Annotated in this window: 21 protein-coding genes; 7 read left to right on the top strand and 14 right to left on the bottom strand. The window is 67.5% G+C overall.

Features of this window, described 5'->3' with window-relative positions; genetic code table 11:
- Nucleotides 1-3: 3 nt before the first annotated feature.
- Complete coding sequence (locus WS46_RS23550) at nt 4-546, top strand: response regulator transcription factor (protein WP_044847841.1); 543 nt, start codon at nt 4-6, stop codon at nt 544-546.
- Between the two features lie 84 nt (nt 547-630).
- Here WS46_RS23550 and hslU read toward each other — a convergent pair whose 3' ends face one another.
- From hslU to lpxL, 9 genes are all read right to left on the bottom strand, one after another.
- The gene (gene hslU, locus WS46_RS23555) at nt 631-1,974 is read right to left on the bottom strand and encodes an ATP-dependent protease ATPase subunit HslU (protein WP_059534970.1); all 1,344 of its coding nucleotides are present in this window, start codon (nt 1,972-1,974) and stop codon (nt 631-633) included.
- 10 nt (nt 1,975-1,984) lie between these two features.
- Nucleotides 1,985-2,521, bottom strand: a complete 537-nt coding sequence (gene hslV, locus WS46_RS23560; RefSeq protein ID WP_006760749.1) for an ATP-dependent protease subunit HslV — start codon at nt 2,519-2,521, stop codon at nt 1,985-1,987.
- 237 nt (nt 2,522-2,758) lie between these two features.
- Nucleotides 2,759-3,175 carry an RNA polymerase-binding protein DksA gene (gene dksA / locus WS46_RS23565; RefSeq protein ID WP_006477498.1) on the bottom strand — a complete coding sequence of 139 codons (417 nt, stop codon included), beginning with the start codon at nt 3,173-3,175 and terminating at the stop codon, nt 2,759-2,761.
- Nucleotides 3,176-3,670: 495 nt separating this feature from the next.
- Nucleotides 3,671-4,744 (bottom strand): GTP-binding protein, encoded by a 1,074-nt coding sequence (locus WS46_RS23570; protein WP_059691931.1) that lies wholly within the window; start codon nt 4,742-4,744, stop codon nt 3,671-3,673.
- A gap of 198 nt (nt 4,745-4,942) precedes the next feature.
- Nucleotides 4,943-6,157, bottom strand: a complete 1,215-nt coding sequence (locus tag WS46_RS23575; RefSeq protein ID WP_059691932.1) for a class I SAM-dependent rRNA methyltransferase — start codon at nt 6,155-6,157, stop codon at nt 4,943-4,945.
- Nucleotides 6,158-6,234: 77 nt separating this feature from the next.
- On the bottom strand, nt 6,235-7,155 hold the full coding sequence (gene xerC / locus WS46_RS23580) for a tyrosine recombinase XerC (protein ID WP_059534976.1): 921 nt from the start codon (nt 7,153-7,155) through the stop codon (nt 6,235-6,237).
- A 10-nt stretch (nt 7,156-7,165) separates the two neighbouring features.
- Complete coding sequence (locus WS46_RS23585; protein WP_059534978.1) at nt 7,166-7,891, bottom strand: DUF484 family protein; 726 nt, start codon at nt 7,889-7,891, stop codon at nt 7,166-7,168.
- A 36-nt stretch (nt 7,892-7,927) separates the two neighbouring features.
- Nucleotides 7,928-8,797 (bottom strand): diaminopimelate epimerase, encoded by an 870-nt coding sequence (gene dapF, locus WS46_RS23590; protein WP_059691933.1) that lies wholly within the window; start codon nt 8,795-8,797, stop codon nt 7,928-7,930.
- A 283-nt stretch (nt 8,798-9,080) separates the two neighbouring features.
- Nucleotides 9,081-9,965 (bottom strand): lauroyl acyltransferase LpxL, encoded by an 885-nt coding sequence (gene lpxL / locus WS46_RS23595; RefSeq protein WP_059534982.1) that lies wholly within the window; start codon nt 9,963-9,965, stop codon nt 9,081-9,083.
- Nucleotides 9,966-10,230: 265 nt separating this feature from the next.
- Between lpxL and metK the strand changes: the two genes are divergently transcribed.
- Nucleotides 10,231-11,418, top strand: a complete 1,188-nt coding sequence (gene metK, locus WS46_RS23600) for a methionine adenosyltransferase (protein ID WP_043184698.1) — start codon at nt 10,231-10,233, stop codon at nt 11,416-11,418.
- A gap of 117 nt (nt 11,419-11,535) precedes the next feature.
- Here the strand turns inward: metK and WS46_RS23605 are convergent, their stop codons facing one another.
- The gene (locus tag WS46_RS23605; RefSeq protein ID WP_059534984.1) at nt 11,536-11,877 is read right to left on the bottom strand and encodes a hypothetical protein; all 342 of its coding nucleotides are present in this window, start codon (nt 11,875-11,877) and stop codon (nt 11,536-11,538) included.
- A gap of 353 nt (nt 11,878-12,230) precedes the next feature.
- Between WS46_RS23605 and WS46_RS23610 the strand changes: the two genes are divergently transcribed.
- The gene (locus WS46_RS23610) at nt 12,231-13,004 is read left to right on the top strand and encodes a phytanoyl-CoA dioxygenase family protein (RefSeq protein WP_059534986.1); all 774 of its coding nucleotides are present in this window, start codon (nt 12,231-12,233) and stop codon (nt 13,002-13,004) included.
- Nucleotides 13,005-13,161: 157 nt separating this feature from the next.
- On the opposite strand, the gene WS46_RS23615 is transcribed toward WS46_RS23610, so the two are convergent.
- On the bottom strand, nt 13,162-13,368 hold the full coding sequence (locus WS46_RS23615; RefSeq protein WP_059691934.1) for a DUF3185 family protein: 207 nt from the start codon (nt 13,366-13,368) through the stop codon (nt 13,162-13,164).
- Nucleotides 13,369-13,552: 184 nt separating this feature from the next.
- Here WS46_RS23615 and mgrA point away from each other — a divergent pair, with 184 nt between their 5' ends.
- Nucleotides 13,553-14,596, top strand: coding sequence for an L-glyceraldehyde 3-phosphate reductase (gene mgrA / locus WS46_RS23620; RefSeq protein ID WP_059691935.1), 1,044 nt, complete (start codon nt 13,553-13,555; stop codon nt 14,594-14,596).
- A gap of 119 nt (nt 14,597-14,715) precedes the next feature.
- Here the strand turns inward: mgrA and WS46_RS23625 are convergent, their stop codons facing one another.
- Nucleotides 14,716-14,901 (bottom strand): hypothetical protein, encoded by a 186-nt coding sequence (locus WS46_RS23625; protein ID WP_014895742.1) that lies wholly within the window; start codon nt 14,899-14,901, stop codon nt 14,716-14,718.
- Nucleotides 14,902-15,203: 302 nt separating this feature from the next.
- Nucleotides 15,204-16,085 carry a DMT family transporter gene (locus WS46_RS23630; RefSeq protein WP_059691978.1) on the bottom strand — a complete coding sequence of 294 codons (882 nt, stop codon included), beginning with the start codon at nt 16,083-16,085 and terminating at the stop codon, nt 15,204-15,206.
- A 625-nt stretch (nt 16,086-16,710) separates the two neighbouring features.
- Here WS46_RS23630 and WS46_RS23640 point away from each other — a divergent pair.
- Nucleotides 16,711-16,923 carry a hypothetical protein gene (locus WS46_RS23640; RefSeq protein ID WP_011886311.1) on the top strand — a complete coding sequence of 71 codons (213 nt, stop codon included), beginning with the start codon at nt 16,711-16,713 and terminating at the stop codon, nt 16,921-16,923.
- A gap of 58 nt (nt 16,924-16,981) precedes the next feature.
- A complete protein-coding gene (locus tag WS46_RS23645; RefSeq protein WP_373558369.1) occupies nt 16,982-18,004 on the top strand; it encodes a serine/threonine protein kinase in 1,023 nt (340 codons plus the stop codon).
- 72 nt (nt 18,005-18,076) lie between these two features.
- On the opposite strand, the gene WS46_RS23650 is transcribed toward WS46_RS23645, so the two are convergent.
- Nucleotides 18,077-19,519, bottom strand: coding sequence for a coniferyl aldehyde dehydrogenase (locus WS46_RS23650; RefSeq protein ID WP_059691938.1), 1,443 nt, complete (start codon nt 19,517-19,519; stop codon nt 18,077-18,079).
- Between the two features lie 720 nt (nt 19,520-20,239).
- Between WS46_RS23650 and WS46_RS23655 the strand changes: the two genes are divergently transcribed.
- Nucleotides 20,240-21,883, top strand: a complete 1,644-nt coding sequence (locus WS46_RS23655) for a GMC family oxidoreductase (protein WP_059691939.1) — start codon at nt 20,240-20,242, stop codon at nt 21,881-21,883.
- Nucleotides 21,884-21,910 lie beyond the last annotated feature (27 nt).

Below are 21,910 nucleotides of genomic sequence, written 5' to 3' on the forward strand. Positions count from 1 at the left end.
CACATGAGCGAGAACAATTTCCTGGTGATCGACGACAACGAGGTGTTCGCGGGCACGCTCGCGCGCGGCCTCGAGCGCCGCGGCTACGCGGTCCAGCAGGCGCACGACAAGGAGGCGGCGCTGCGGCTGGCGGCCGGCGGCAAGTTCCAGTTCATCACCGTCGACCTGCATCTCGGCGACGATTCGGGCCTGAGCCTGATCGCGCCGCTGTGCGACCTGCAGCCCGACGCGCGGATTCTCGTGCTGACCGGCTACGCGAGCATCGCGACCGCCGTGCAGGCGGTGAAGGAAGGCGCCGACAACTATCTGGCGAAGCCGGCGAACATCGAGTCGATCCTGGCCGCGCTGCAGACCAACGCGAGCGAAGTGCAGGCCGACGAGGCGCTCGAGAATCCGGTCGTGCTGTCGGTCGACCGGCTCGAATGGGAGCACATCCAGCGCGTGCTGGCGGAGAACAACAACAACATCTCGGCGACCGCGCGCGCGCTGAACATGCACCGCCGCACGCTGCAGCGCAAGCTCGCGAAGAAGCCGGTGCGGCAGTAAAGGGGCGCGGCGGCATCGGCCGGACGCACCAACGAAAACGGGCGGCCCGCCGGGCCGCCCGTTTCGCATTCGACGCCGCGCGCGTTACAGCACGTAGCGCGACAGGTCTTCGTCCTGCGACACTTCGCCGAGCGCGCGATCGACGTACTTCGCGTCGATCGTCACGCGCTCGCCGGCGTGGTTGCCGGCCGAGAACGACACTTCCTCGAGCAACTTTTCGATCACCGTGTACAGCCGGCGCGCACCGATGTTCTCGGTCTTCTCGTTGACCGCGTACGCGATCTCGGCGAGGCGGCGGATGCCGTCTTCGGCGAACTCGAGCTGCACGTCTTCGGTGGCGAGCAGCGCCTGGTACTGCTTGACGAGGCTCGCGTCGGTCGCGACGAGGATCGCCTCGAAATCCTTCACCGACAGCGAGTCGAGCTCGACGCGGATCGGAAAGCGGCCCTGCAGTTCGGGAATCAGGTCGCTCGGCTTCGCGAGATGGAACGCGCCGCTCGCGATGAACAGGATGTGATCGGTCTTCACCATCCCGTACTTCGTGTTGACCGTCGTGCCCTCGACGAGCGGCAGCAGGTCGCGCTGCACGCCCTGGCGCGACACTTCGCCGCCGCTGCCTTCGTTGTTGCGCGACGTGATCTTGTCGATCTCGTCGAGGAACACGATGCCGTTCTGCTCGACGTTCTGCACGGCCTTCGTCTTCACTTCCTCGTCGTTGAGCATCTTCGCCGCTTCCTCGTCGGTCAGCAGCTTCAGCGCTTCCTTGATCTTCACCTTGCGGCGCTGCTTCTTGCCGCTGCCGAGGTTCGAGAACATCGAGCGGATCTGCTCGGTCATCTCTTCCATCCCCGGCGGCGCCATGATGTCCATGCCGGCCGACGGCTGCTCGAGGTCGAGCTCGACTTCCTTGTCGTCGAGCTGGCCTTCGCGCAGGCGCTTGCGGAAGGTCTGGCGCGTGGCGTTGTTGTCGTCGTTCGCGTTATCCGCGTTGCCGCCGAAGCCCACCGCGCGCGGTTGCGGCAGCAGGATGTCGAGGATGCGGTCTTCCGCCTGGTCGGTCGCCTTGCTGCGCACCTTGCGCATCTCGGATTCACGCGTCTGCTTGACCGAGATCTCGATCAGGTCGCGCACGATGCTGTCGACGTCGCGGCCGACGTAGCCGACTTCGGTGAACTTGGTCGCTTCGATCTTGATGAACGGCGCGTCGGCGAGCTTCGCGAGGCGGCGCGCGATTTCGGTCTTGCCGACGCCCGTCGGCCCGATCATCAAAATGTTCTTCGGCGTGATTTCCTGGCGCAGCGGGTCGGCGACCTGCTGGCGGCGCCAGCGATTGCGCAGCGCGACGGCCACCGCCTTCTTCGCGTTGTCCTGGCCGATGATGTGCTTGTCGAGTTCCGAGACGATCTCGGCAGGGGTCATGGTGCTCATGGTGCGGTCCTTACTCGATCGTTTCGATGATGCGGTTGTGGTTCGTGTAGATGCACATGTCGCCGGCGATCTCGAGCGATTTCTCGACGATCTCGCGCGGGGACAGCTCGGTGTTCTCCGCGAGCGCGCGGGCCGCGGCCTGCGCATAGGCGCCGCCCGAGCCGATCGCGCAGATGCCGCCTTCCGGGTCGAGCACGTCGCCGTTGCCGGTGATCACGAGCGTGGTGGTCGCATCGGCCGTGATCAGCATCGCCTCGAGGCGGCGCAGCATCCGGTCGGTGCGCCAGTCCTTCGCGAGCTCGACGGCCGCGCGGGTCAGGTTGCCCTGGTGCTTCTCGAGCTTCGCCTCGAAGCGATCGAGCAGCGAGAACGCATCGGCGGTGCCGCCCGCGAATCCGACCAGTACCTGGTTGTTGTAGATCCGCCGCACTTTCCGCGCGCCACCCTTCATGACGATGTTGCCGAGGGTTACCTGGCCGTCGCCGCCGAGCGCGACCTTGTCGCCGCGCCGGACCGAAACGATGGTCGTGCCGTGAAATTGCTCCATCTGCGTTCCTTGAGAAAAACGGGGAAGAGTCGGGCGGCGCGGGGCGCCGCCGCTTGAATCGCAGTGCGCCGGGGAGCGGCCCGGCGCGCGTCCGTTTCATTTTAGGGCGGGCGCCGGGATATCAAGAGGGGGAGGCAAATCGGCCGGCGGGCCGGGAACCGGTGCCGGAAAAACAAAAAGCGCGCGGCAGGCCGCGCGCTTTCGGGAAGCAGCGTGTCGGAGCGGAACGCCGCTCGATCAGTCGCCGAACAGCTTCTGGCGGAGCTCGCGGCGCTCTTGCGCCTCGAGCGACAGCGTGGCCGTCGGGCGCGCGAGCAGGCGCGGGATGCCGATCGGCTCGCCGGTTTCCTCGCACCAGCCGTAATCGCCGGAATCGATGCGGGCGAGCGACTGCTGAACCTTCTTGAGGAGCTTGCGTTCGCGATCGCGCGTGCGCAGCTCGAGCGCGTGCTCTTCCTCGATCGTCGCGCGGTCGGCGGGATCGGGGACGATCACCGTCTCGCGCAGGTTCTCGGTCGTCTGGCCTGCGTTCTTGAGGATGTCCGCCTGCAACTGTTCGAGCCGATTTTTGAAGAAGGCGAGCTGATCCTCATTCATGTAATCCTTGTCGCTCATCTTCAGGATTTCGGCTTCGGTCAAGAGTTTCTTCGTCATCTGCTTGCTTCTTCAATGTGCGGCAAATCAGGAGATAGTGCCTGCACTTTGGGATTACCCGCAACTGCGCTTGCAATCATTTGCGATTTGCCGCCGCGGGGCCGAAAGCCTCTGGAAAACCGGTTCTCAAATACCAGGATAGGCCTGGCGCGGAGTTGCGCGCGCTGCGAACCGGTGTGCTGCGCGGCACATTGCATCGGCCGCGGCCGAGAGGCGGATTGGCGATCCGGCGCGGTTGCGATGCCCGGAAAACTGGTTCAGCAAGAACCGGGCCTGTTTGTTGCCGTACTCCAGCGGGCACGTATTGTAACTGAATCGCAAGCGGGCGCCGTATCGGGTCGATCCCCGTCGGCTGCGCCAATATCTAGAAAATATAACGCGCAAATCGCGAAAAAGCGATGACGGCGAAACCCTGCCCGGAAACGGCACCGCGCAAGCGCCGCGGCCGCCCCGGAAGGCGGCCGCATGGAAGGCGCGCAACGCCGGCCCGAAGGCTCAGGCGAGGCAGGCGTCGAGGCCGTCGGTGATCAGGTCCTGCGGCAGGTCGACGCCGATGAACACCATCTTGTTGGTCTTCTTCTCGACCGGCAGCCACTTCGCGGCGAGGTCGCTGCCCATCATCTGGTGCACGCCCTGGAACACGACCTTGCGGTCGACGCCCTTCATGTACAGCACGCCCTTGTAGCGCAGCATCCGTTCGCCGTAGATCTGCAGGATGCCGCCGAGGAAGTCCTCCAGCTTGTTCGGGTCGAACGGGCGGTCGTTGCGATACACGAACGACTTGATCTTGTCGTCGTGATGCGCGTGGTGGTGATGGCCGTGGTCGTGATCGTGCGCGCATTGACCGTGATCGTGGTCGCAATGCGCGTGATCGTGATCATGGTCGTGATCGTGGTGATGGTGCGCGTGGTCGTCCTCGGCGAGGAAGTCCGGGTCGATCTCGAGCTTCGCGTTCAGGTTGAAGCCGCGCAGGTCGAAGATTTCCTTGATGTCGGCATCGCCGAAGTTCACGATCTTGATCGTCGCCTTCGGGTTCATGTGCATCAGGCGGTGCTTGAGCGCCGCGACGGTCTGGTCGTCGACCAGGTCCGACTTCGTGACGAACAGGCGATCGGCGAAGCCGACCTGGCGCTGCACCACTTCGTGTTCGTCGAGTTGCGCGTCCGCATGCTTCGCGTCGACCAGCGTGATGACCGCGTCGAGCAGGAAATCGTCGGCGATCTCGCTGTCGATGAAGAAGGTCTGCGCGACGGGGCCCGGGTTCGCGAGGCCGGTCGTCTCGATCACGATGCGGTCGAAATCGAGCTTGCCTTCGCGCTTCTTCGCGGCCAGATCGCCGAGCGCGCGCGCGAGGTCGCCGCGGATCGTGCAGCAGATGCAGCCGTTGCTCATCTGGATGATCTGCTCGTTCGTGTCCTGGACGAGGATCTCGTTGTCGATGTTCTCTTCGCCGAACTCGTTCTCGATCACGGCGATCTTCATGCCGTGCTGTTCGTTCAGGATGCGCTTGAGCAGCGTCGTCTTGCCGCTGCCGAGGAAGCCGGTGAGGATGGTGACGGGAGTGGCCATGTCGGTCGCCTGTGGTTCGTGAATCGGGGTCAAAACCAGGATGTGTGCGTCGCGCCGTCGACTCGCGAGCCGGGGCGCACAACCATCCATTGAAACATACCTGTCAAGCCCTCGCCCGTCGTCCGGACGACAGGCTCGAGCGCGGAGCCGCCAGCGGGGCGGGCCGGCGGACGCGGGTGTGCGCGTAGATCGGGGCGGTCACACGATTTGCAACAGCAGGCCCTTCAGATATTCGCCTTCCGGGAACGCGGCGAGCAGCGGGTGATCGACGCCCGCGCCGAGCCGCTTCAGGATCCGCGCGTCGACCTTCGCGTCGGCGGCCGCGCCCGCGACGATCTTCTGGAACAGGTCCATGTCGATCGCGCCCGAGCACGAATACGTGAACAGCAGGCCGCCCGGGCGCAGCAGCCTGAAGCCGCTCAGGTTGATGTCCTTGTAGGCGCGTGAGGCGCGGTCGACGCTGTCGCGGGTCGGCGCGAACTTCGGCGGATCGAGCACGATCAGGTCGAAGCGCTCGCCTTCGTCGACGAGGCGGCGCAGCGTCTTGAACGCATCCGCGTCGAGCCAGGTCGCGCGCCCGGCATCGAAGCCGTTCGCGACGACGTTCTGCTGCGCGAGCGCGAGCGCGTCGCCCGACGAGTCGATCGACACGACACGGTTCGCGCCGCCCTTGAGCGCCGCGAGCGAGAAGCCGCCCGTGTAGCAGAAGCAGTTGAGCACGTCGCGGCCGGCCGCGTATTGCGCGACGAGCGCGCGGTTGTCGCGCTGGTCGACGTAGAAGCCTGTCTTGTGGCCGTTCGGCACGTCGACGTGATAACGCACGCCGTTTTCGTTCGCGATCAGCGTCGCGGGCGGCGCGTCGCCGGCGAGCACGCCGGTCGTCTGCGCGAGCCCTTCCTTGTCGCGGATCGACACGTCCGAGCGTTCGTACACGTTCGGGCAGCCGGTCGCGCCGCTGAGCGCCGCGACGATCGCGTCCTTCCACGCCTCGACGCCCGCGGCCATGAACTGGCACACGAGCTGGCCGCGCGGCGCGGTGCCCGGCTCGGCCGTGTCCGCGACGTAGTAGTCGACGATCAGCCCCGGCAGCCCGTCGGCTTCGCCGAACACGAGCCGCACCGCGCCCGTGCCCGACACCATCGTCGTGCGGTGCGCGACCGCGCGCTGCACGCGGCGCTTGAAGAACGCGTGATCGATCGGCTCGTTCTCGTCGAAGCTCCACACGCGCACGCGGATCTGCGACTGCGGGCTGTACGCGCCGCGCGCGAGGAAGCGGCCGTCGTGCGCACGCACGATCACGGTCGCGCCGGGCGCGGGCGTGCCGTCGACGCGGTCGATCGCATTGGCATAGATCCACGGATGCCGGCGCAGCAGCGATTTTTCCTTGGACGGTCTGAGTGTGACGGTTTGCATGATCGGATCGAAAGGAGCCGCGGACGGCGCCGGCCGTTGCCGGCCGCCGTTCGCGGCGGGGAGGGCGGGGGCGCGCGTCAGTCGCGCTTCTTCGCGCGCGGATGTGCGCTGTCGTAAATTTTCGCGAGATGCTGGAAGTCGAGCGACGTGTAGACCTGCGTCGCGGCGACGCTCGCGTGGCCCAGCAGTTCCTGCACCGCGCGCAGGTCGCCGCTAGACTGCAGCACGTGCGTCGCGAACGAATGGCGCAGCACGTGCGGGTGGACGTTGGCGGGGATGCCCGCGGCCAGCGCCGCGCGCTTCACGCGGTCGCGCACGACGCCCGGCGCCATCCGGTTGCCGCGCACGGACACGAACAGCGGATGCGGATCGTGTTTCACGAATTCGCCGCGCACCGCGAGCCACGCGTTCAGCGCCTCGATCGCCTTGCGGCCGACCGGCACCTTGCGTTCCTTGTTGCCCTTGCCGCGCACGGTGACTTCGGCTTCGGCGAGATCGAGCCAGCCGGCCGAGCGGTAGCCGTCCGCCTGCGTGTACATGACGTCGAGGCCGACCAGTTCGGCGAGGCGCAGCCCGGACGAATAGAACAGCTCGAGGATCGCGTGATCGCGGATGCCTTCGGTCGTGCCGGCGAGCGGCGCGTCCATCAATGCCGATGCGTCGTCGACCGACAGCGCCTTCGGCAGGGTCTTCGGTCGCTTCGGCGCACGCACCGCGGCGACGGGGTTCGCGGGCATCTCGATGCGCTGCGCGAGCCAGCGGTAGAACGCACGCCATGCCGACAGCCGGTGCGCGATCGAGCGCGCGGACAGCCCGCCCGCATGCGCGCGCGCGACCGCGCCGCGCATGTCGGCGGCCGTCAGCGCGTCGAGCGGGCGGCCGGCGGCGAGCTTCTTCAGTTCGTCGAGTTCGTGCGTGTACGCGCGCAGCGTGTGTTCCGACAACTGCCTGACGTGCTTCAGGTTCGACAGGTAGGCGGCGATCGGATCGTCGGTCATGGGCGCGGGATCAGTGCGGCAGCAGGCGCGTGAGCGCGGCGCTCGCGAGCGTCGCGATCTGCGCGAGGAAGTCGGTCGCCATCCCGTCGTGGAAGCGGCGCGGATCGGGCGAGCCGAGCACCAGCAGGCCGAACGCGGGGGCGTCGGTGCCGCCGAGCGGCGCGCGCAGCGCGAGCAGCGCGACCGAGGTGGCCGCGCCGTCGCCGGCCGGCGCGGCTTCGGCGCCTTCCGCCGCATTCACGGCCGGCGCAGCGAGCGCGGGCGCGAGCCACTGGGCCGCTTCGAATCCGGTGTTCGCGCCGCAATACGGCGTCGACAGCCCGTTCGTGAACAGGCGCACTTCCTCGCCGACCTGGCGCGCGAAATCGGCTTGCGCGTAAGTGTCGGCGACGTCCCACACGCGCAGCGCGGTCTGCGGCACGTCGAACACGTCGGCGATGCCTTCGGCGATCGTGCGCGGCAGCGCGTACGGATCGCGTTCCGCGATCACGCGCGCGGTCCAGCGGCTGAACTTCGCGGACAGGCTGTCGTTCTCGTGGCCGTAGCGCACGAGCTCGGCGAGCCGGCGCTCGAGATGCTTGTTCTTGTCGCGCAGCATCTCCATCTGCCGCTCCTGCAGCGAGATCGCGGCCTTGCCGTGCGGGTTCGCGAGACGGATCGTCGCGAGCAGTTCCGCGTGTTGCGCGAAGAATTCGGGATTGGCGAGCAGGTAGTCGGCGACTTCGCGATCGTTCATGTGGCTGGAGCGTTCAGTTATCAGGACGTTGAAGGGTCAGACGTTCAGGTCGATCTCGCCTTCGAACACGGTTGCGGCGGGCCCGGCCATCATCAGCGCGGCGGTTTCGTCGCGCGCGCCGTCCCAGCTGATCGTCAGCGTGCCGCCGTGCGTGTGCACGGTCACCGGCGAATCGAGCAGGCCGCGCCGGATGCCGGCCGCCACCGCCGCGCACGCGCCGGTGCCGCACGCGAGCGTCTCGCCCGCGCCGCGCTCGTACACGCGCAGCTTCACTTCGTTGCGCGACACGATCTGCATGAAGCCGGCATTCACGCGCTGCGGGAAGCGGGCGTGAAGCTCGATCAACGGGCCCTCGTCGAGCACCGGATACGCTTCGGCGTCGTCGACGACCTGCACCGCGTGCGGGTTGCCCATCGACACCGTCGAGATCCAGCGCGTGTGGCCGCCGACGTCGAGCGGCCACAGCGTGTCGTTGCCTTCGGTCCGGCCGTCGAGCCCCGAGGCGTCGAACGGCACCTGCGCCGGCGCGAACACGGGCGCGCCCATGTCGACGACGACTTCGCCGTCGTCCTGCATCGTCAGCGTGATCAGGCCCTTCATCACCTGCACGCGCACGCTGCGCTTGTCGGTCAGGCCGCGGTCGCTGACGAACTTCACGAAGCAGCGCGCGCCGTTGCCGCAGTGTTCGACTTCGCCGCCGTCGCAATTGAAGATCCGGTACTTGAAGTCCGCGCCGTCGACGGTCGGTTTCTCGACGAGCAGCAGCTGGTCGGCGCCGATGCCGAAGTGTCGGTTGGCGAGCGCGCGCACCTGCGCCTCGGTGAGCGGCGGCAGCGCGCGCGAATAGCTGTCGAGCACGACGAAGTCGTTGCCCGCGCCGTGCATCTTGGTGAACGAGAGTTTCACTGGGTCCGGAATTCCATGGCGAACAGGGCGGTCGGCACGGCGGACGCGGCGTGCCGCCAGGGCGGGCGGCGTCGTTCGTCGTGCTGATCTCAACCGCAAATGATACATGCAGCCGACAGGGGCGTCCTGCGCGGGCGGGGCGTCATTCGGATGGCCGGGCGAGGAAAACGGCGGGAGGGCGGATCCGTGGCTCGCGCAGCAGTCGGCCCGCGATTTTCTGGCAGGCGCGCCGAAGGCGGCACGGGTGCGGGCGCGCATCCGACGGCGCGCCCGCGGGTTCGGCTCAGTACAGGCTCGGCTCGCCGGGCGGGCGCGTCTTGAAGCGCTTGTGCACCCAGTAATACTGCTCCGGCATCAGCGGAATCTGCTCCTCGAGGAATTCGTTCATCCGCCGCGCGTCGAGATCGTCGTCGCCGGTCGGATAGTTGTCCCACGGCTTGAACACCTTCAGCCGGTATCCCTTGTAGTTCGGCAGCACCTCGCCGATGAACGGCACGACCTGCGCGCGGCCCGTCTTCGCGAGCCGGCCGACGGCCGTCAACGTGCACGCCGGCACGCCGAAGAAGGGTACGAACGTCGAATTGCGCAGGCCATAGTCCATGTCGGCGCCGAGCATCACCGGCTTGCGGTCGCGCAGCCAGCGCAGCACGACGCGCGCGCTGTCCGCGCGGCCGACCATCTCGGCGTCGAAACGCCCGCGGGCCTGCTTCGCCTCTTCCTCGAGCACGGCATTCGAGAACGGCTGGTACAGCGACCCGCAGCGGCGCTGCAGCGAACGGTTCAGCCAGATCGAGCCGGCTTCGATGCCGACGAAATGCAGGCCCAGGAACAGCGTCGGGGGCAGATCCGGATCGGTGAGATCGACCGCGCTGTCGACCTGGATCAGCTTCGCGAGCTTGCGCTCGGAGCCGAACCACTGGACGCTGCGCTCGACGTAGCTGCGGATCGCGTGGCGGAAGTGCTGGCCCGCCACTTCCTCGCGCCGTTCGTCGCTCCAGTCGGGGAAGCAGAGTTTCAGATTGGTATGTACGATGCGCTTTCGCCGGCTGGGAATCTGGTACAGCAGCCAGCCGAGGCCGTCGCCGAACCGTGCGGTCAAGCCGTACGGCAGCAGGGCGAGCAGCTTCAGCAAGCCGATGGCGAGGTGCGTGCCGAGGCGGCCTAGCATGCGGAATCTCCGTGGGGCCGGCTGGCCGGCACGTTGCGAACAGGGGGGTAGGACAGCGGACGATGCAGCACGGGTGGCGCTCTGTGACAATTCACGAAAGCCGCTATAATACGGGCTTCGCCGAGTTAACTGACAACTTGCGGGGCGAAGCCGGCTGGCGCGAAGCGCGCTGCCCGGTCCTGGTAATCCGCTAAAGCGTCGCCGCTTCAGGCCCAACGAAGCTGGCTACGTGAAACCAACCGTAACCACACAGGAGCCTGAAAAAGTGGCAAACGATTATCTCTTCACGTCCGAATCCGTCTCCGAAGGCCATCCGGACAAGGTCGCGGACCAAATCTCGGACGCGATTCTCGACGCCATCCTCGAGCAGGACAAATATTCGCGCGTTGCAGCCGAAACGCTGTGCAACACGGGTCTCGTCGTCCTGGCCGGTGAAATCACCACGACGGCCAACATCGACTACATCCAGATCGCGCGCGACACCATCAAGCGCATCGGCTACGACAACACCGACTACGGCATCGACTACAAGGGTTGCGCGGTGCTCGTCGCGTACGACAAGCAGTCGCCGGACATCGCGCAGGGCGTCGACCGCGCGCATGACGACAACCTCGATCAAGGCGCGGGCGACCAGGGCCTGATGTTCGGTTACGCGTGCGACGAAACGCCGGAACTGATGCCGCTGCCGATCCACCTGTCGCACCGTCTCGTCGAGCGCCAGGCGAGCCTGCGCCGCGACGGCCGCCTGCAGTGGCTGCGCCCGGACGCGAAGTCGCAGGTGACGATCCGCTACGTCGACGGCAAGCCCGATTCGATCGACACCGTCGTGCTGTCGACGCAGCACGCACCGGACATCGAACTGCCGGCGCTGCGCGAAGCCGTGATCGAGGAAATCATCAAGCCGACGCTGCCGGCCGACCTGATCAAGGGCGACATCAAGTTCCTGGTGAACCCGACCGGCCGGTTCGTGATCGGCGGTCCGCAGGGCGATTGCGGCCTGACGGGCCGCAAGATCATCGTCGATACCTACGGCGGTGCCGCACCGCACGGCGGCGGCGCGTTCTCGGGCAAGGATCCGTCGAAGGTCGACCGTTCGGCAGCGTATGCCGGCCGTTACGTCGCGAAGAACATCGTCGCGGCAGGCCTCGCATCGCGCGCGCTGATCCAGGTGTCGTACGCGATCGGCGTCGCCGAGCCGACCTCGGTGATGGTCAACACGTTCGGCACGGGCCGCGTGTCGGATGCGGTGATCACGAAGCTCGTGCGCGAGCATTTCGACCTGCGTCCGAAGGGCATCATCAAGATGCTCGACCTGCTGCGCCCGATCTACGAGAAGACGGCAGCTTACGGCCACTTCGGCCGCGAAGAGCCGGAATTCTCGTGGGAAGCGACCGACAAGGCGCTCGCACTGGCCGAAGCGGCCGGCGTCGAGCCGACGGCACGCGTCGCGTAAGCGTCGTCCGCCCGAAACGAAAAACCCCGGCATGCCGGGGTTTTTTTATGCGCGTCGATCGCCGTTGGGATGACAGCGTCGCGGCGATCGTGGCGGGCGCTGCCCGCCGGCGCGGCTTCAGCGCGCGCTGAAGCCGAACCAGCCGTTGCTGGCCGCGAGGCGGCGCGGGCGGTTGATGCGGCGCTGCGGGCCCAGCGTGCGGCGCAGCGCGAGCGCGCGCAGCGACGACGGTTTCTGCAGCAGCGAGCGCAGGCCGGCGCGGCGTGCGAACGCCTGCGCGCTCATCATCGAGAAGAACGCGTGGAACCAGGCACGGATGCCGTCCAGCCGGCTGTGCGCGTGCGTGCGCTCGGCGAGCGCCTGCGTGCGTGCGCGGTGATGGCGCAGCGGGCGGGCGGGAGCGGACGGCGCGACGCGTTTCGCAGTGCGGTTGAGACGGGAAGTCAGACGGAATGGCATGTGAACGATGCTTCGCTTGTATGAATGGCGCCCTTGAAAAGCGCACTGGTATGAACGGCCTCGGAAGGCGCAACGGATCTTATCGAAAGTCGTTGCGCGCCGCGCCCGCCAGAATTGACAGGCCGCGACAGGCTACAAGGGATTCATGACGTGCAAAAGTCGCGATAAACCCTTGTGCCGCAAGCGTGTGGCTGCATACCGCCTGTCGCTGAGGCTCACGCCGCGCCGCACAGTTCCCTTGCGCCAGATCAAATCGACGATTGGCATGCCCCTGCGTACGACAATGGCGCTGTTCGCGGCATCCGGCGCCGATTTACAATCGTCACATTCACACGATAAACGTCTGGCATCCCATGTCGTCTTCATTGCAGTCGGAATCGATCCGCGCGCAAGTCGCGGAATTGCGCGAACGCGGCTTCGTCGTCGCGCGCGGCCTCGTCGACGAGGCGCAGTGCGCGGCGCTCAAGCAAATCGCGGCGCGCCAGTTGCAGGAAGCGGCGGAGCCGATCGAGTTCGAGGCGGATTTGCGCTACCCGGGCGCGCCCGAATCGAAGCATGCGCCGGGCGGGCACACGGTGCGTCGGCTGCTGGATGCCTACACGCGCGATCCGGCGTTCGCCGCGCGCGCGATCGCGCCCGAAATCGGCGCGTGGATGCGCGAGTACTTCGGCGAGCAGCCGGTGCTGTCGCGCGCGCATCACAACTGCATGATGACGAAGCACCCCGCGTACGGCAGCCTGACGGGCTGGCATCGCGACTTCCGCTATTGGTCGTTCGAACGCGCGGACATGGTGTCGGTGTGGCTCGCGCTCGGGCCGGAAACGAATGAAAACGGTGCGCTCTGGCTGGTGCCGGGTTCGCATACGGCCGAATTCGGGCCGGAAGCGTTCGACGACGCGAAGTTCTTCCGCAGCGATCTGCCGGAAAACCGCAAGATGATCGACGCGGCAACCTGCCCGTCGCTCCAGACGGGCGACGTCGTGTTCTTCCATTGCAACACGCTGCATTCGGCGGGGCAGAACCGCTCCGACCAGGTGAAGTTCTCGCTCGTCTATACGTACCACGGCGTGAGCAACCGGCCGATGCCGGGCACGCGTTCGGCGGCGAAGCCGGAAGTGCAGTTCTAACGGCGGTTCGGGCGGCGACGCAGCCGCGCCGGTTGTCCGATGCGGCGCTGCGGCCGCGCGGGTGGATGAACAAACGGGCGGCCTGGGCCGCCCGTTGCGTTTCGTGCAGCCCGCTCGCGCGATGCCGGCCGCCGGCGTGGGTCGCGCGGCCGCGCGATCAGCGCTTGCTGCCCGGCATCGCGAGGCCGATCAGGCCGATCAGCGATGCGACGGCGCCGCCGGCGATCAGCAGGATCGTCTTCGTGGCGGGCGAGCCGGTGAAGAAGCGCGACACGTTGTCGTTGATCGAATGGAACGACTGGCCGCCGAAATACAGCAGCACGACGCCGCCGACGAGCAGCGCAACCGAGATGACCCGGGACATACCAACCTCGCTGTAACGGTGATTCGAGACGCCGCAGTGTAGGCGACGCACGCGGTCGCGTCCATGGCCGTGCGCGCTTCGGCCACGTTCGATACCATAACCGTCGTACGTTTCCCTCGCCGCCGGCGCGCGATGTTCGCGCGCGGCGCGCGTCCCATCCCCGACGTCTTCACGGAACCGACTCATGGCCTACGAAGCAGCTTCCGAACGTTATGCCGACATGCAATACCGCACCTGCGGCAAATCCGGGCTCAAACTGCCCGCCCTGTCGCTCGGCCTGTGGCACAACTTCGGCGACTCGACGCCGATCGCGACGCAGCGCGACATCCTGCGCACCGCGTTCGACCTCGGCATCAATCACTTCGACCTCGCGAACAACTACGGGCCGCCGTACGGCAGTGCCGAAACCAACTTCGGCCGGCTGCTGAAGGAAGATTTCCGGCCGTATCGCGACGAACTGCTGATCTCGACGAAGGCCGGCTGGGACATGTGGCCGGGGCCGTACGGCAGCGGCGGCGGGTCGCGCAAGTACGTGCTCGCGAGCCTCGACCAGAGCCTGCAGCGGATGGGGCTCGACTACGTCGACATCTTCTATTCGCACCGCTTCGACGCGCACACGCCGCTCGAGGAAACCGCCGGCGCACTCGCATCGGCCGTGCAGCAGGGCAAGGCGCTGTACATCGGCATTTCGTCGTACTCGGCCGCGAAGACGCGCGAGATGGCCGAACTGCTCGCGCAATACAAGGTGCCGCTGCTGATCCACCAGCCGTCGTACAACCTGCTGAACCGCTGGGTCGAGCAGGATCTGCTCGGCACGCTCGACGACATCGGCACGGGCAGCATCGCGTTCACGCCGCTCGCGCAGGGGCTGCTGACGTCGAAATACCTGAACGGCGTGCCGGCCGATGCGCGCGTGAACAAGCCGGGCGGCGGCTCGCTGAAGCAGGATCACCTGAGTGCGGACAACCTCGAGCATGTGCGCAAGCTCAACGGCATCGCGGAGCGGCGCGGGCAGAGCCTCGCGCAGATGGCGCTCGCATGGGTGTTGCGCAATGGCCGCGTGACGTCCGCGCTGATCGGCGCGAGCCGTGCGGAGCAGGTGCGTGAAAACGTCGGCGCGCTGAAGAATCTCGAATTCTCGGCCGACGAACTCGCGGAGATCGATCGCTACGCGACCGAGGGTGGCATCAATCTGTGGGAAAAACCGTCCACCGATCAGGCAATCTGATCGGCATCAAGGAAAGTCGATACGGGATGCGAATCATTGCATGCCGTATCGCCGCGCACGCACACAAGCGGTTACGTCGCCGCGATGCGGCGGCGTGACCGGCACGCGCCAACGCGTCGCTAGAGCAGCGCGGGCAGGCCTTCGACGAGCAATACCGCCACGCCGACGCCGAGGATGACGCCGAGCACGCGCAGGAGGTTGTGACGGAATTCGGTTGCGCACGGCACCGCGCCGAGAAATAGCGCGCCGGCCAGCGCCATCGGAATCAACAGGATGAAGTCGCCGATCGTGAAGTAGGTCGTCATGCGTGTCTCCATAGCCGGCCGGAACAGGCGCACGCGCGTCTTCCAGCCCCCATGCCGGGCATTTCTCGTATTGGGCCGGCCCCATTGCGAACGGGGCCGGCAGTTCGAGTATAGGCAACCGCGCTGCGTTTTTCGCTATCCGAACCATTAAAAGTATGCGGAAAACCCCGGGGATTCCGCACTTTTCCGGCGAGTCGGACGAATGCCTTGCATCATTCTTTCCCGCTCCTTTCGGTTCGCGCTGAATCGTCGGACATGTTCGATACGGGCCGCCGCACCCGCAGGCGCGGCGGCCCGTCCGCCTACGCGCGATCGGGTCGAGCGCGAACGGCCGGCGTGCGGAACACGAGCGCGAGCCCCGCGACGATCGCGCCCATGCCGGCGAGCGCGAGCGGTTCGGGCCGGTTGCCGAGCCAGACCGCGTCCATCAGCGTGGTGACGACGGGCACGAGATAGAACAGGCTCGTCACGTTGACGAGATCGCCGCGTTGCATCAACCGGTAGAACAGCAACTGCGCGATCACCGAGATCACGATGCCGAGCCACAGCAGCGGGACGATGAACGCCCAGCCGACCTCGACCGAGATCGGCCGGAACGGCAGGATCGCCACGCACAGCGCGAGGCCGATCGCGTTCTGCAGCGGCAACACGTCGGCGGGCGCCGCGCGCACGCGCTTTTGCAGCAGCGAGCCGGCGGTCAGCGCGACGAGCGCCGTGAGCGCGCAGGCGACGCCCATGATCGGCAGGCCCGCACCGCCCACGCCGCGACACACGACGAGCGCGAGACCGGCCAGCGACAGCCCGAGCCCCGCGACGCGCATCGGTTGCCAGCGCCGCTCGACGATCGCGAGCGTGAGGATCGGCTGCACGCCGAGGATCGTCGCCAGCACGCCCGGCGCGATCCCGCGCTCGAGCGCGAGCAGATAGAAGATCGAATAGCCGCCCATCATCAGCAGGCCGGTCAGCGCGGCCATGCGCCGCTCGCCGCGCGGCGGCAGCCAGCGTCCGCGCATGACGGCCGGCACGAGCAGCACGAGTGACGCGAGCGCGAAGCGCGCGGTGAGAAAGACGAACGCGGAGGCGTGACGCAGACCGAGTTCAGCGAAGATCGCGCCGCTGCTCCACAGCAAGACGAAGAGCGACGTCACGCCATGCGCGGCGAGCGCGCGTTTGAACGAAACCATGTGAATCCACCTGTCGAACGGATCGAAACGTTCCACGTCGCGCGCGGGCACGCGCCGTGCGCCATGGCGCACGAACGGCCGCAAACGGGCGAAGGGAAAACGGAAACCGGAAACCGGCTGGTCAGCCGACGCGTGCCGCCGGCGGGGGCGGCGCGGCGCCGACGAGCGGCGGTGCGACAGGAGGAGGGAGGACCGACGGATGCGCGCACGCCTGCGGCCGCGAGTCGAACTGCGGCCGGGAATTTGCGAGAGCGGACGTGAGCGGTTGCATCGTGTCGAAATGCGCTTGAACGCGAATGAACGTCAAAGGTAACGCAGGGCGGCCGCCTGATGCAACCACGGTCGGCGGGAGGTCGGTGCCGTGCGTGTGGCCGGATTCGGCGGACGGTCACATTCGACAGGGTATGATGGGGGTATCCGCCCGTGCAAGCGCACGCGCGGCGCAGTGGTTGATTGGAGACATTCGACGAATTCGCGGCACTTCGCCTGCTTCTTCTTCTTTTCGCGCTTCGATAAACCGTGAACAATGGGATCACGCGCAACACCCCGACGAGGGCGGCGCGGATCGTGCATTTGCCGGCTCGCCAGCGAGCCGGGTTTCAAGTTTCAAGAGTGGGGAACCATCATGCATGTCGGGTCGATTGTCTGCACTACCCATATCGCGGTGCCGAAGGGCGCGCGCGGCATCGTTCAGCGTGTTCTGGGCGACATGGCCATGGTGACCTGGTACGCGGGCGTGCCGGGCGAGTCGAAGGAACTCAACACCGAGCCGTTCTTTCTCGAGGACCTGATCGACACCGGCGAATCCGTGCTGCCGGCCGGCGCCGCGATCCACTGAGCGCGCGTGCCGCACCGGACGCTCGTGTTTCGGCGCGGCTGACGGCACAATGCGGGGCATGAAAGACGTCACTTCCGCCCCCGCAGCTCCCGCCGGCCCGCCGTTCGCCGGCCTCACGCCCGAGTGCGTGCTCGACGCGCTCGACAGCGTGCTGATGCCGACCGGGCTGCGCACCGACGGGCGCCTGCTCGCCCTCAACAGCTACGAAAACCGCGTCTACCAGGTCGGCATCGAGGACGGTCCGCCCGTCGTCGCGAAGTTCTACCGGCCCGCGCGCTGGTCGGACGAAGCGATCCTGGAAGAGCACGCGTTCGTCGCCGAACTCGCCGCGCGCGAAATTCCGGCGGTGCCCGCGCGCGTCATCGACGGCCGCACGCTGCACGCGTTCGACGGCTTCCGCTTCTCGATCTTCGAGCGGCGCGGCGGTCGCGCGCCCGACCTCGACCGCAGCGACACGCTCGAATGGCTCGGCCGCTTCATCGGCCGGATTCACGCGGTCGGCGCGACGCAGCGCTATGTCGCGCGTCCCGTGCTCGACATCCACACGTTCGGCTACGAGCCGCGCGACTATCTGCTCGCTCACGATTTTCTTCCCGACGACGTACGGCCCGCCTACGAGACGGCGGTGACGCTCGCGCTCGAAGGCGTCGAGGCCGCGTTCGAGCGGGCGGGCGAGATCCGTCTGCTGCGCACGCATGGCGACTGTCATCCGAGCAACGTGCTGTGGACCGACGCGGGCCCGCATTTCGTCGACTTCGACGACAGCCGGATGGCGCCCGCGGTCCAGGATCTGTGGCTGCTGCTGCCCGGCGATCGCGAAGGCGCGTCGCGCGCGCTCGCGGATCTGCTCGCCGGTTATGAGGACTTCTGCGAATTCGAGCCGCGCGAACTGCATCTGGTCGAAGCGCTGCGCACGCTGCGCTTGATCCACTACGCGGCATGGCTCGCGCGCCGCTGGGACGATCCGGCGTTTCCGGCCGCGTTCCCGTGGTTCAACACGCATCGCTATTGGGAAGCACGCGTGCTCGAGCTGCGCGAGCAGATCGGCGCGATGCAGGAAGGGCCGCTCTGGCCCGTGTGACGGCGCGCGCGGCAACGTCGCCGCGCGGCAGGTTCGGGCGGACCGACGCGCAACGCGCGCGGCCCGCGCCGCTCAGAACTTCAACATCATCCTGATCACCGCGGCGAAGCGCTTGCCGTAAGGCGGCGCGATCAGCCCGCGGGTATTCAGGCGCGCCTGCGTGAGCACGGGCTTCATCTTCGAGAACGTCACGAAGCCGTCGTAGCCGTGATACGCGCCCATCCCGCTCGCGCCGACGCCGCCGAACGGCAAACTGCCGCACGCGATGTGCAGCAACGCATCGTTGACCGTCACGCCGCCGGAGATCGTTTCGCGCATCACGCGGTCGACCGTGCCGCCATCCTCGTCGAACAGATACAGCGCGAGCGGTCGCGGGCGCGCGTTCACGTACGCGATCGCTTCGTCGAGCCGCTCGTACGGCACGAGCGGCAGCAGCGGCCCGAAGATTTCCTCCTGCATCAACTGCGACGCGGCCGGCACGTGCGTGACCGCGCACGGCACGAAGCGACGCGACGCGGGATCGGACGGCGTGTCCGACAGCGGATGCAGTTGCGCGCCGGCGGCCTGCGCGTCGGTCGCGAGCTGTTGCAGCCGGGCGTAATGGCGCGGCGACACGATCGTCGTGTAGTCGCCGTTGGTCGACAGGTCCGGATACAGCTTCGCGAAGCGCGCGCGTGCGCGCTCGATGAACGCGGCTTCCATTCCGCGCGGCAGCAGCACGTAGTCGGGCGCGATGCAGGTCTGGCCCGCGTTCAGCGTCTTGCCGCCGATGATCGCGTCGACGGCCGCGTCGAAGCGTGCATTCGGGCCGACGATCGCCGGCGACTTGCCGCCGAGCTCGAGCGTGACGGGGGTGAGATTGTCGGCCGCGGCGCGCATCACGTGGCGGCCGACGTGCGTCGAGCCGGTGAACAGCAGATGATCGAACGGCAGCGCGCTGAACGCGGCGCCGACCTCCGCATCGCCGTTCACGACCGCGACGTGATCGCGCGAGAAAGTCTTCGCGATCAGCTGTTCGAACAGCGCCGACGTGCGCGGCGTCAGTTCGGACATCTTGACGATCGCGCGGTTGCCGGCCGCGAGCGCGCAGATCAGCGGGCCGGCCGCGAGCAGGATCGGATAGTTCCACGGCACGACGATGCCGACCACGCCGAGCGGCTGCGGCAGCACCTTCGCGCGCGCCGGCCGCAGCCACTTGTTCATCGGCTTGCGGATCGGCTTCATCCAGCGCTTGCCGTGCCTGAGCGCGTCGTCGATCTCTTCCTTCGCCATCCAGATTTCCGACAGCAGCACTTCCTGCTTCGCGCGATGCCCGAAGTCGGCGCTGATCGCATCGGCGAGCGCATCCGCGTGATCGATCAGCATCATGCGCAGCGCGCGCAGGTGCTGCGCGCGGGTGTCCCACTCCGGGTACGGCGCGCGCAGGTAGGCCGCGCGCTGGTCGCGCAGCAGCGACGTCAAGGCATCGACCGACGGCAGCGCTTGCGGGGCCAGTTCGGGCAAATCGTTCTTCATGTCGTCTCCTCCAGTTGGGCGTGGCACGTCGGCCAGCAGTCAGGCCGCACGTGCCCGCTCGGCGAGCGTGGCGGGGCGGGTCGGGATGGCGCGCGTCGCGCGGCACGGGGCCGGATGCGAGGCACGGGCGAAAACAGGGTGCAGCGTGCGGCAAGCGTCGCATCCGCGCGACGGTGGTCGTGTCCGAAAACGGGATTGCACGGCCCGCGCGTACGGCCGGATGCGATGTCCAACCGGTGTGCGATCGCGTGCGGCGGGCACTTGCCGGCGCATCGAAGCAGGGCAGTGCGATGCGCGCGGCGACGCACGCATCGGCAGGTCGTGCGGCGCATGCGACGAGCCGTCCAAACGGTCGGCGATACGTGGCGTCGTTCGATTTCGACCGGCCGCGCGCACGGTGTTGCACGTCACCGTCCGGGCATCCGTTTGAAATGAAATGCGGGCCGCGCGCGGTGCGTCCGGACAACCCGGTCGGCACGCGGCCTGCAGAACGTCGCGCTGCATCGTCGTCTCCCCAGTTTCGCGACGGCGCGGCTTCTGGCGGCCGATGCATCGCGTCGCATCAATCGATACATCTTAAATTTAGTTCACGCGGGCGTTTAGAGGAATCGCTCTTGAATCGGCGTGCCGCGCGCGCGACGGCCATTCCTACAATGCCCGAACATTACAAGCGGGAGCCGGCCGCGCCGGGCGCCGTTCATGACACGAAGGAGACGTGACATGCAATACGACTACATCATCGTCGGCGGAGGGTCGGGCGGCTCGAGCCTCGCCAGCCGCCTCGCCGATGCATGCCCCGACGCGACGATCGCGTTGATCGAGGCCGGCTCGCACACGGAGCGCAACCTGCTCGTCAACATGCCGGTGGGAATCGCGGCGCTCGTGCCGTTCAAGCTCGGCACGAACTACGGTTACGAGACGGTGCCGCAGCCGGGCCTCGGCGGCCGCCGCGGCTATCAGCCGCGCGGGCGCGGAATGGGCGGCTCGAGCGCGATCAACGCGATGATCTACACGCGCGGCCACCCGGGCGATTACGACGAATGGGCGCAACTCGGCGCGACGGGCTGGGGCTGGCGGGACGTGCTGCCGTATTTCCGCCGCGCGGAAGGCAACGCGCGCGGCGCCGATGCATGGCACGGCGCGGACGGCCCGCTGACGGTGTCCGATCTGCGCTTTCGCAATCCGTTCTCCGAACGATTCATCCAGGCGGCGCACGCGGCCGGCTATCCGCTCAACAACGACTTCAACGGCGCGACGCAGGAAGGCGTCGGCTTCTATCAGGTCACGCATCGCGACGGCGCGCGCTGCAGCGTCGCGCGCGCGTACATCTACGACCGCGACCGGCCGAACCTGCACGTGATCACCGATGCGACGGTGCTGCGCGTGGGCTTCGACGGCAAGCGCGCGGTCGGGGTCGCGGTGTCGCGCGACGGACGCGTCGAGACGCTCGGTGCACGCGCGGAAGTGATCCTGTCGGCCGGCGCGTTCAATTCGCCGCAACTGCTGATGTGCTCGGGGATCGGTCCGGCGGAACAGCTGCGCCGGCACGGGATCGCCGTCGTGCAGGACGCGCCGGACGTCGGCACCAACCTGATCGACCATATCGACTTCATCATCAACACGCGCGTGAATTCGTCGGAGCTGGTCGGCGTCTGCCTGCGCGGGATCGCGAAGATGACGCCGGCGCTCGCGCGCTACTTCTCGAGCCGCACGGGGATGATGACGAGCAACGTCGCGGAGGCCGGCGGCTTCATCAAGAGCGACCCGTCGCTCGAACGTCCGGACCTGCAGCTGCATTTCTGCACGGCGCTCGTCGACGACCACAACCGCAAGATGCACTGGGGCTTCGGCTATTCGCTGCACGTGTGCGCGCTGCGCCCGTTCAGCCGCGGCACGGTCGCGCTCGCGAGCGGCGATGCGCGCGACGCGCCGCTGATCGATCCGCGCTTCTTCAGCGATTCGCGCGATCTCGACCTGCTCGTGCGCGGCGCGCAGGCGATGCGCCGGATCCTGTCGCAGGCGCCGCTCGCGTCGCAGGGCGGGCGCGAGCTGTACACGCGGGCGGATCAGAGCGAAGCCGAGCTGCGCGCGACGATCGTCGCGCATGCCGACACGATCTATCACCCGGTCGGCACCTGCCGGATGGGCTCGGATGCGCGCGCGGTCGTGGATCCGCAACTGCGCGTGCGGGGCGTCGAAGGGCTGCGGGTGGTGGATGCGTCGGTGATGCCGACGCTGATCGGCGGCAACACGAATGCGCCGTCGGTGATGATCGGCGAGCGCGCGGCGGACTTCATCGTCGCGACGCGCCGGGGCGGCGGCGTGCCGCGCAACGAGGCGGCCGCGGCGGCGCACGGCCGCTGAGCGGCGCGCACCGGCACACGACCGACG

It is taken from the genome of Burkholderia sp. RF4-BP95 (assembly GCF_001521985.1).
Taxonomy (GTDB): domain Bacteria; phylum Pseudomonadota; class Gammaproteobacteria; order Burkholderiales; family Burkholderiaceae; genus Burkholderia; species Burkholderia diffusa.

Excerpts from the sequence above, each read along its gene's own strand:
- WS46_RS23645 (WP_373558369.1), top strand. The coding sequence starts at position 16,982 with ATGAAAGACGTCACTTCCGCCCCCGCAGCTCCCGCCGGCCCGCCGTTC.
- WS46_RS23630 (WP_059691978.1), bottom strand. The coding sequence starts at position 16,085 with ATGGTTTCGTTCAAACGCGCGCTCGCCGCGCATGGCGTGACGTCGCTC.
- hslV (WP_006760749.1), bottom strand. The coding sequence starts at position 2,521 with ATGGAGCAATTTCACGGCACGACCATCGTTTCGGTCCGGCGCGGCGAC.
- WS46_RS23640 (WP_011886311.1), top strand. The coding sequence starts at position 16,711 with ATGCATGTCGGGTCGATTGTCTGCACTACCCATATCGCGGTGCCGAAG.
- WS46_RS23610 (WP_059534986.1), top strand. The coding sequence starts at position 12,231 with ATGTCGTCTTCATTGCAGTCGGAATCGATCCGCGCGCAAGTCGCGGAA.
- hslU (WP_059534970.1), bottom strand. The coding sequence starts at position 1,974 with ATGAGCACCATGACCCCTGCCGAGATCGTCTCGGAACTCGACAAGCAC.
- WS46_RS23615 (WP_059691934.1), bottom strand. The coding sequence starts at position 13,368 with ATGTCCCGGGTCATCTCGGTTGCGCTGCTCGTCGGCGGCGTCGTGCTG.
- WS46_RS23570 (WP_059691931.1), bottom strand. The coding sequence starts at position 4,744 with ATGGCCACTCCCGTCACCATCCTCACCGGCTTCCTCGGCAGCGGCAAG.
- lpxL (WP_059534982.1), bottom strand. The coding sequence starts at position 9,965 with ATGCTAGGCCGCCTCGGCACGCACCTCGCCATCGGCTTGCTGAAGCTG.
- WS46_RS23550 (WP_044847841.1), top strand. The coding sequence starts at position 4 with ATGAGCGAGAACAATTTCCTGGTGATCGACGACAACGAGGTGTTCGCG.
- WS46_RS23655 (WP_059691939.1), top strand. The coding sequence starts at position 20,240 with ATGCAATACGACTACATCATCGTCGGCGGAGGGTCGGGCGGCTCGAGC.
- WS46_RS23605 (WP_059534984.1), bottom strand. The coding sequence starts at position 11,877 with ATGCCATTCCGTCTGACTTCCCGTCTCAACCGCACTGCGAAACGCGTC.
- mgrA (WP_059691935.1), top strand. The coding sequence starts at position 13,553 with ATGGCCTACGAAGCAGCTTCCGAACGTTATGCCGACATGCAATACCGC.
- WS46_RS23625 (WP_014895742.1), bottom strand. The coding sequence starts at position 14,901 with ATGACGACCTACTTCACGATCGGCGACTTCATCCTGTTGATTCCGATG.
- WS46_RS23585 (WP_059534978.1), bottom strand. The coding sequence starts at position 7,891 with ATGAACGATCGCGAAGTCGCCGACTACCTGCTCGCCAATCCCGAATTC.
- WS46_RS23650 (WP_059691938.1), bottom strand. The coding sequence starts at position 19,519 with ATGAAGAACGATTTGCCCGAACTGGCCCCGCAAGCGCTGCCGTCGGTC.
- xerC (WP_059534976.1), bottom strand. The coding sequence starts at position 7,155 with ATGACCGACGATCCGATCGCCGCCTACCTGTCGAACCTGAAGCACGTC.
- dksA (WP_006477498.1), bottom strand. The coding sequence starts at position 3,175 with ATGACGAAGAAACTCTTGACCGAAGCCGAAATCCTGAAGATGAGCGAC.
- WS46_RS23575 (WP_059691932.1), bottom strand. The coding sequence starts at position 6,157 with ATGCAAACCGTCACACTCAGACCGTCCAAGGAAAAATCGCTGCTGCGC.